The 7,710-nt window shown below is 60.3% G+C and carries 5 protein-coding genes; 3 read left to right on the top strand and 2 right to left on the bottom strand.

The window, feature by feature from the left end; all coding sequences use genetic code 11:
* The gene (locus tag FEZ61_RS22325) at positions 1-1,416 is read left to right on the top strand and encodes a DNA polymerase Y family protein (RefSeq protein ID WP_074584868.1); all 1,416 of its coding nucleotides are present in this window, start codon (positions 1-3) and stop codon (positions 1,414-1,416) included.
* A complete protein-coding gene (locus FEZ61_RS22330) occupies positions 1,413-4,493 on the top strand; it encodes an error-prone DNA polymerase (RefSeq protein ID WP_173150429.1) in 3,081 nt (1,026 codons plus the stop codon). Before FEZ61_RS22325 ends, FEZ61_RS22330 begins: the two co-directional genes overlap by 4 nt.
* Positions 4,494-4,936: 443 nt before the next feature.
* On the opposite strand, the gene FEZ61_RS22335 is transcribed toward FEZ61_RS22330, so the two are convergent.
* Together FEZ61_RS22335 and FEZ61_RS22340 are read right to left on the bottom strand one after the other, a co-directional pair.
* Positions 4,937-5,164, bottom strand: a complete 228-nt coding sequence (locus tag FEZ61_RS22335) for a hypothetical protein (RefSeq protein WP_143008550.1) — start codon at positions 5,162-5,164, stop codon at positions 4,937-4,939.
* A 100-nt stretch (positions 5,165-5,264) separates the two neighbouring features.
* Complete coding sequence (locus tag FEZ61_RS22340) at positions 5,265-5,510, bottom strand: hypothetical protein (RefSeq protein ID WP_143008549.1); 246 nt, start codon at positions 5,508-5,510, stop codon at positions 5,265-5,267.
* Positions 5,511-7,037: 1,527 nt separating this feature from the next.
* On the opposite strand from FEZ61_RS22340, the gene FEZ61_RS22345 reads away from it, so the two are divergent.
* The coding region (locus FEZ61_RS22345) for a PAS domain S-box protein (protein WP_173150431.1) at positions 7,038-7,710 on the top strand (673 nt) is incomplete at its 3' end.

Genomic DNA, 7,710 nt, shown 5'->3' on the forward strand with positions numbered 1-7,710 from the left:
ATGAAATGGGCCTGCATCTACTTCACCCAGTTCGCATTGGACGGTGTGCTGCGTAACTGTCCTGATCCGGACGAACCCCTGGTACTGCTCCACGGGCCTATCCAGCGCAGGATCATCAAGGCGGCGAACCCGGCGGCCTTGTCGCTTGGGCTCCGGCCTGAGATGACCTATACCGCGGCTCAAGCGATCTGCCCGCAGTTTGCGACGGTCGAGTACGACGAGGGGGCACTACGGCGCCAGCACGAGCTGCTCGCCGCCTGGGCCTATGGGTTCAGCTCTCAGGTCAGCTTGCACTTCGACGACGCCCTGGTGCTTGAGGTGCAGTCGAGCCTGCCGCTCTTCGGCCCGTGGCCCCGATTCGAAGCGCGCCTGCGCCAAGAGCTCACGGCGCTGGGGTTCAGCCACCGGATCACCCTGGCGCCCAACCCGGTCGCTGCCCGGGTGCTGGCCAACGCCGGCGACAGCCTCAACGTGCGGGAAGACGCCGGCCTGGCCAGCGCCATGCGCACGCTGCCAGTAGCGCTGCTTGGCTTCGAGCCTGAGATCGTCCAGGCCTTGAGCCGCATGGGGCTTCGGCAGCTCAGCCAGGTGCTGGCGCTGCCTCGGGCGCAGCTCGCCCGGCGCTTTCAACTGAGTCTGCTGAACCACCTCGATCAGATGCTGGGCAGCAAGGTCCTGCCCCTGGAGTTTTTCCTGCCGCCGACCACCTTCAGGCTGCGGATCGAGCTCAATTTCGAAGTCGAGTCGACCCAGGCCCTGCTGTTCCCGCTGCGTCGCCTGACCTCGGACCTGGCCACCTACCTGGCCGGCCGGGACATGGGCGCCCAGCGCTTCACCCTGCGCCTGGAGCATAGGGAGGCGCCGACCACGGAGGTGGTGGTTGGCTTACTCGCCCCGGAGCGTGATCCTGCGCTGCTGTTCGAATTTGCCCGGGGCCGCCTGGAGCCCACCCAGGTGGTGGAGCCGGTACTCGCGATTGGCCTGGTTGCCGACGAGTTGCCCTCCTTCGTCCCTCAGCACCGCGGCCTCTTCGATGAGCGTCCGCAACAGACGGTGAGCTGGGAGCAGCTGCGCGAGCGGCTGCGTTCACGCTTAGGCGACGACGCGGTCTATGCGGTAGGCGCCCAGGGCGATCACCGACCTGAGCGGGCCTGGCGGCGCGACACGCCTTCCCTAGCACTTCAGGCGCTGGGACCGAATCGGCGACCAGGTTGGTTGCTGCCGGCGCCGGAGCCCCTGGATATCGATCAGTCACGGGTCCTAAGCGGGCCAGAGCGGATCGAGAGCGGGTGGTGGGACGGTGAGGATGCCCGGCGGGATTACTACGTCCTCGAGCTCAGCGACGGACGCACGGCGTGGGCCTTCCAGTCGCCGGCCGAAGGGCCGGGCTGGTGGGTGCAGGGGTGGTTCGCGTGACACCCGGCTATGCCGAGCTCCACTGCCTGTCGAACTTCAGCTTCCAGCGCGGTGCCTCCAGCGTCGACCAGCTCTTCGAGCGGGCCAAGGCCATGGGCTATGAGGCGCTGGCCATCACTGACGAGTGCACTCTCGCCGGCATCGTGCGGGCCTGGCAGGCGTCGGAGAAGCACGACGTCCGCTTGATTGTGGGCGCTGAGTTCCAGGTCGCCCAGGGGCCAAAGCTGGTGCTGCTGGTGCAAGACCTGCAGGGCTACCAACAACTGTGCCGGCTGATCACCCTCGCCCGCCGGCGCGCAGACAAAGGCAGCTACCGGCTACTGCGCGAGGACCTCGACCAGGTCGCTGGCCTTGTCGCACTCTGGGTACCGGAGCGGGGCGCGGAGGCGGAGGCGGAGGCGGTGCGCTGGTTGCTGCAGGTGTTCCCCGGTCGGCTGTGGATCGCCGCCGAGCTCCACTTCGATCAGGACGACCAGGTGCGGCTGCGGCAGCTGCAGGGGCTGGGTGTGGCCTTGGGCGTAGCGCTGGTGGCCACCGGCGACGTGCACATGCACTGCCGCGGGCGGCGGGCCCTGCAGGACACGATTACCGCGATCCGCCATCACGTCCCGGTGGCCGAGGCTGGCCAACTACTTTTCCCGAATGGGGAGCGTCACCTGCGCACACGTGAGGCATTGGGGCGCTGCTACCCGCCAGAGCTGCTGGAGGAGACCCTCCGCATTGCCGAGCGCTGCACCTTCAGCCTGGCCGAGCTCCGCTACCAATACCCGAGCGAAGTGGTACCGGAGGGTCATACGGCCACCAGCTGGCTGCGGGTTCTCACTGAGGAAGGTTGCGCCTGGCGTTGGCCGGAGGGACTGTCGGATCGCCTGCGCGCTCAGATCCAGAAGGAGCTTCAGCTGATCGCCGACAAGGCATACGAGAGTTACTTTCTGACCGTGCACGACATTGTCCGCTTCGCACGGCAGCAGGGGATCCTCTGCCAAGGGCGCGGCTCGGCCGCTAACTCTGCAGTCTGTTTCGCCCTGGGCATCACTGAGCTGGACCCGACCCGGATCAACCTGCTGTTCGAGCGCTTCATCAGCCACGAGCGCGACGAGCCGCCGGACATCGATGTGGACTTCGAGCATGACCGCCGGGAAGAAGTCATCCAGTACATTTTCCGCCGCTACGGCCGGCAGCGCGCCGCGCTCACCGCGGTGGTATCCACCTATCACGCCGCTGGCGCCGTCCGGGACGTGGCCAAGGCCCTAGGCCTACCTCCGGACCAGATCACCGCGCTGGCGGACTGCTGCGGCCGCTGGACGGACAACCTGCCGCCACCCGAGCGATTGCGCGAATCGGGCTTCGACCCTGATAGTCCCCTGCTCCATCGGATCCTGGTGCTCACCGGCGAGCTGATCGGGTTCCCACGTCACCTCTCCCAGCACCCGGGCGGTTTCGTCATCGCCGATCAGACCCTGGATACGCTAGTGCCTGTGGAGAACGCTGCCATGGAAGGACGCACCGTCATCCAGTGGGACAAGGACGACCTAGATGCGATGGGCCTGCTCAAGGTCGACATCCTCGCCCTGGGCATGCTCAGCGCCCTGCGCCGGTGCTTCGACCTGGTCAAAAGCTATCGGGGTGAAGAACTGACCCTGGCCACCGTTCCCCAAGAGGACAAGCCGACCTACGCCATGATCAGCCGCGCCGATACGCTCGGGGTGTTCCAGATCGAGTCACGCGCGCAGATGGCCATGCTGCCGCGGCTGAAGCCGCAGACCTTTTACGACCTGGTGATCGAGGTGGCCATCGTCCGCCCAGGCCCCATCCAGGGTGGCATGGTCCACCCGTACCTGCGCCGGCGGACCGGCCAGGAGGAGATCAGCTACCCGCCGGAACTCGAGCGCGTCTTCGGCCGAACGCTGGGTGTCCCATTGTTCCAGGAGCAGGTGATGGAGCTCGCCATCCTTGCCGCCGACTACACCCCGGGCGAAGCCGATCAGCTGCGCCGCAGCATGGCGGCCTGGAAGCGACACGGGGGCCTTGAGCCGCACCGGGAGCAGCTCACCTCGCGCATGCTCGCCAACGGCTATACCGCGGAATACGCCGCGGATATTTTCCGGCAGATCGAGGGGCTCGGCAGCTACGGCTTTCCCGAGTCCCACGCGGCTAGCTTCGCCCTGCTCACCTACGCCAGCTGCTGGCTCAAATGCCATGAGCCGGCGGCCTTTGCCGCGGCGCTGATCAACTCCTACCCCATGGGCTTCTACAGTCCCGACCAGATCCTGCAAGACGCCCGACGACATCGCCTGCAGACTCTGCCGGTAGACGTGACTTGTAGCGACTGGGATTGCAGCCTTGAGGATGTCGCAGGTAGCTCACAGCCGGCCATCCGGATGGGGCTACGCATGGTACGAGGCTTGGCCGAGAAAGCCGGGCGCGCGGTTGAGCAGGCCCGCCGGCAGCGGCCGTTCAGCGATGTCACCGATCTATGCCTGCGCGCCGGCCTCGATGCCAAGGCCCGGGAGTGCCTGGCGGATGCAGGGGCGTTGAAGGGGCTGGCCGGACATCGCTTCCAGGCGCGCTGGGCAATGGCCGCGATTGAGCCGCAGCTACCCCTTTTCGCCGAGGGCGCTGTGGTTGAGGAGGAGATCCAGGAGCTGGTCGCGCCGACCGTGGGCGAGGACCTCTATTCGGACTATGCATCATTGGGTACCACCCTGGGTCCGCACCCGATCTCACTGCTCCGGCCAGCATTGTCAGGGCGGCGGTTGATGAGCTCGAAGGACCTGAAGGCGCGGCGCCATGGTCAGCCCGCGCGGATCGCCGGCTTGGTGGTCGGTCGGCAGCGCCCCGGCACCGCCAGTGGCGTGACCTTCGTAACGCTGGAGGACGAGTTTGGGATGGTCAACGTGGTGGTTTGGCGAACCCTGGCGGAGCGCCAACGGCGGGAGTTGGTGGCGTCTCAGCTGATGCGTGTAGATGGCACCATAGAGACGCGAGACGGAGTACTGCATGTAGTGGCGGGTAGGCTGGAAGATATCAGCGAGCTGTTACAGGGGCTGGATACGCGCAGCCGGGATTTTCACTGATCAGCCAACCCCAATTATCTTTAAGTCGAATACCTACTTATTTGCTGATCCGGTTGCCTCTTGATGATGCCAAGTTACCAAGCAACCTGCCGTCTAGGCCAACCGCTAAGGCCGTGCTAGTGCCCGCGCTAAGGCATCGATGCCCAATGCAGCGAAAGATGACTAAAAGGACGTAGCGCCAAGATGCAGGCTCAGACCTCGTCAGGGCCGGCTGCCCCACAAAGCCTGATGACCATACGTCCGCACACTCCTAAGCGCCTACTCTGACCCATACCCTTAGGGGACACCGTCCCCTGAGGCAGTTGCCTGCCAATGCGTTGGAGACAACCACGAAGAAGATCCAAACGCTCGATAGCACCTGCCTGATTCACGTTCAAGAAGACGCTGCAAGGCTAAAGATTGCGCAATTACCCTTAGCCCTATCCTTATTCAAAGAGAAGAATTCAACTCTCGGCCCAATCGAGTACCGCCTGATCATATGACATTAGCGCACCGTTATGCAGCCGATACTCCTCAGCTGCTCTCCGGCAATTAGCCTTCAACTGTTCGATAGTAATGCCATGCACCTCAGCAACATGATGGGCAATTTTTGCGCCTCCGCCATCACGTACCGCGAGATATTGCATATAATATGGGGGAGCATCTTCAAATCGATCTTTACTCTTCGCCATACTGCCCACTCCGCGACTGGCTTACAAAGAGATAACTTTAGCACCACAAAATATACGCATTCCCGAATGTTAATGTGCTCAACCTAAAACACGTCAATCTTTAATCGCTTCCTGCCGCTTGATTATCATCATCTTCTAGCTCTAGCAGAAAGCGAAATGCTTTACATACGGTAATTTGGTTTTGCTTATTTTCGGTGAGGCACAAACTAAGCATACTCCAAAGCTCTTGAGATTCTAATCGGTCTTTACACTCTTCAATTTGGCGCAGCAAACAGTCAATGTGATCTTGCTGCCTGGCGTAGCGCTCGAGAAGATCTAAGCCGTGCAGACGATTTTCCTGGTTCATCCTTGCCCCTCCTCTTTGAGGCAAATTTCAGCGGCGAGGCAGTAATGCGCGCCGGCTGTCGGCATAGATCAGAACGTTCCCCCAAAAACTATAGCTTAGCCTAGGCTCATAGCAGCGATAGGTTCGTAGGGAATCTGTCGATCTGAGGTAGATGCAATGAAGGGCTTAGGCAACGTACTAGAAGCACTTGATCCCCCGGTAAAGCATTTCGCAGAGTGGCGCACTGAAGGCTTGTTGCTGACTTTGCTTGACCCTGGTGTACCGGCCAAGGTCAGCCGTTTGATCTCAAAAAAACGTTAGCTGACGCGGGGACCCTCAATGTAATTATCCTCTATGCGGTCAATGAGCTTCGTCTAAAGGGATCGCACGTCCCGTTAGAGCCTGGCACATTGCTCATTCCTCAACCCTAGGCGCCAACTGCCACTTTTCAAAGGCAAGCTCGCATCTGTAGCACATCCAGGAGCTCTGAGAGGCAAAATGAAGGTTCCGTTTAGCCTTAAGACTTAATCCTTTTAGTTGATTTACGGTGAAGTTGACTAATACTTCGAGAATTTTGGCTTAATGCTTTAGGCCAAATTGAATCTTAGCGCCCCTAAAACGCTAGTGCTCTACTCCAGATATCCAGTATTAGCAACGCAAGGGCCCGTCTGCCAAGACTGACCAATGTGAACAAATGCGGATTGCTTCACAGCATTTGCACACGAACACTGTGCTCGATCTTAGCTGCAATTTTCCGCCGCAACGATTTTTTGGGCGTATTGTCAACTAAACTCCAGCCCTTCGCTTCGAGATTTCCTATGTCGAAAATCACCGCGTTCGTTGGGGGCGTGCTGTTCTGCATAGTGGTAGGCTCTATCGTAATAATTCTGGTTTCAGTCCTGCTTTTTGATTTTTGGTGATCTGGCGCACTAGATGGAAATAACCAACGGATCGAAGCGAACGTTGGTAGACCGTTACGCCTCTGTTAGAGCACTCTGAATTCCCGCTACGGATGACCCAAATGCAAGACGTTGTAAACCCCCTAATTAAGGCGCTTATCCCTTACACCTGCCACGCCGTATGCCGCAGTGCAGACCAGTCAGTTCTGCTAACTGTAGCGGATCCCGACCGGACGGCCAGCATCACGAAGGTCATACCCATTGCGAGCCTGCGCTGCAAAACAGCATTTTCAGCTATCGTTAAAGACCTACAGCGGGATATGGAATACGCCGTTGGAATGATGAGCCCAGAGTGCTTAGCAGACCTACGTATCCGAGGCGCACGCATCGTGCGCTTTGATACATAAAAATCGTCACTATTATCAGTAACCGACCACCTGCAGCTTAACCCCATTGGAAATTCTTACCAATTTAAGATGGGGTCGCCTTTCGATTAGTTAGTGATAAACACCATATTAATATCTAAATCTTACCTATATATCATTGGCGTTATCAACCGTACCGAAGTAGCCGGGCTCTTGGCCTTAGAGACAAGTTTGATCCGCTCGGCCAATCCCTGCACCGCATCTTCACCGTTGAAGACCGTGAAATGGGCGTGCCTGAGCGTGAGATAGGCCAGGCCATCAGTCAGGGCCGCGCGGACGATGATCGCTGGCACCTGCGCGCCGATGGCCAACAGTTCTGGGCCAGCGGCGTAGTGATGCCGATTTGGGAAAATGGCCAGTTCGCGGGCGTGATCAAGATCATCCGCGACCTCACCGAGCGGGTAGAAGCCGAAAGCCGGCGGCACCGCCAAACCGAACAACTGGCCGAGCAGTTCCAGCAGCTCGCGGAAACTATTCCTCAAATGGTCTGGATCTCGGACCTCGAAGGCAATGACCTTTACTTCAACCCGCGCTGGGAAGCCTTTTCTGGGCTGACCTCTGAGCAACTCAACCACCACGGCTGGAATCGTCTGATCGATGGCGCCACCCGCGCCCACGTCACGGGCGAGCGGGCTGACGCGCTGGCCCGTCGAGGTGACTGGGAAGCGACCTTTCAGATGCGTCACCGCGACGGTAGTTACCACTGGTGTCTATGCCGGGCCCTGCCGATCCGCGACGCCGAGGGCGAGATCATTCGCTGGTTTTCCTCCTGCACCGACGTCGACGCCATGCTTCTCCAATCCCAGGCTTTTGAGAAAGACGCGATTGACCAGCGCGCTGTGAACGTCCGCCAGGACGCAGCCATCGCCCAATCGAGGGCACCTCTAAAAACCTGCC

Origin of the sequence: Pseudomonas sp. MS15a(2019) (assembly GCF_013277805.1) — a bacterium.
GTDB lineage: Bacteria > Pseudomonadota > Gammaproteobacteria > Pseudomonadales > Pseudomonadaceae > Chryseomonas > Chryseomonas benzopyrenica.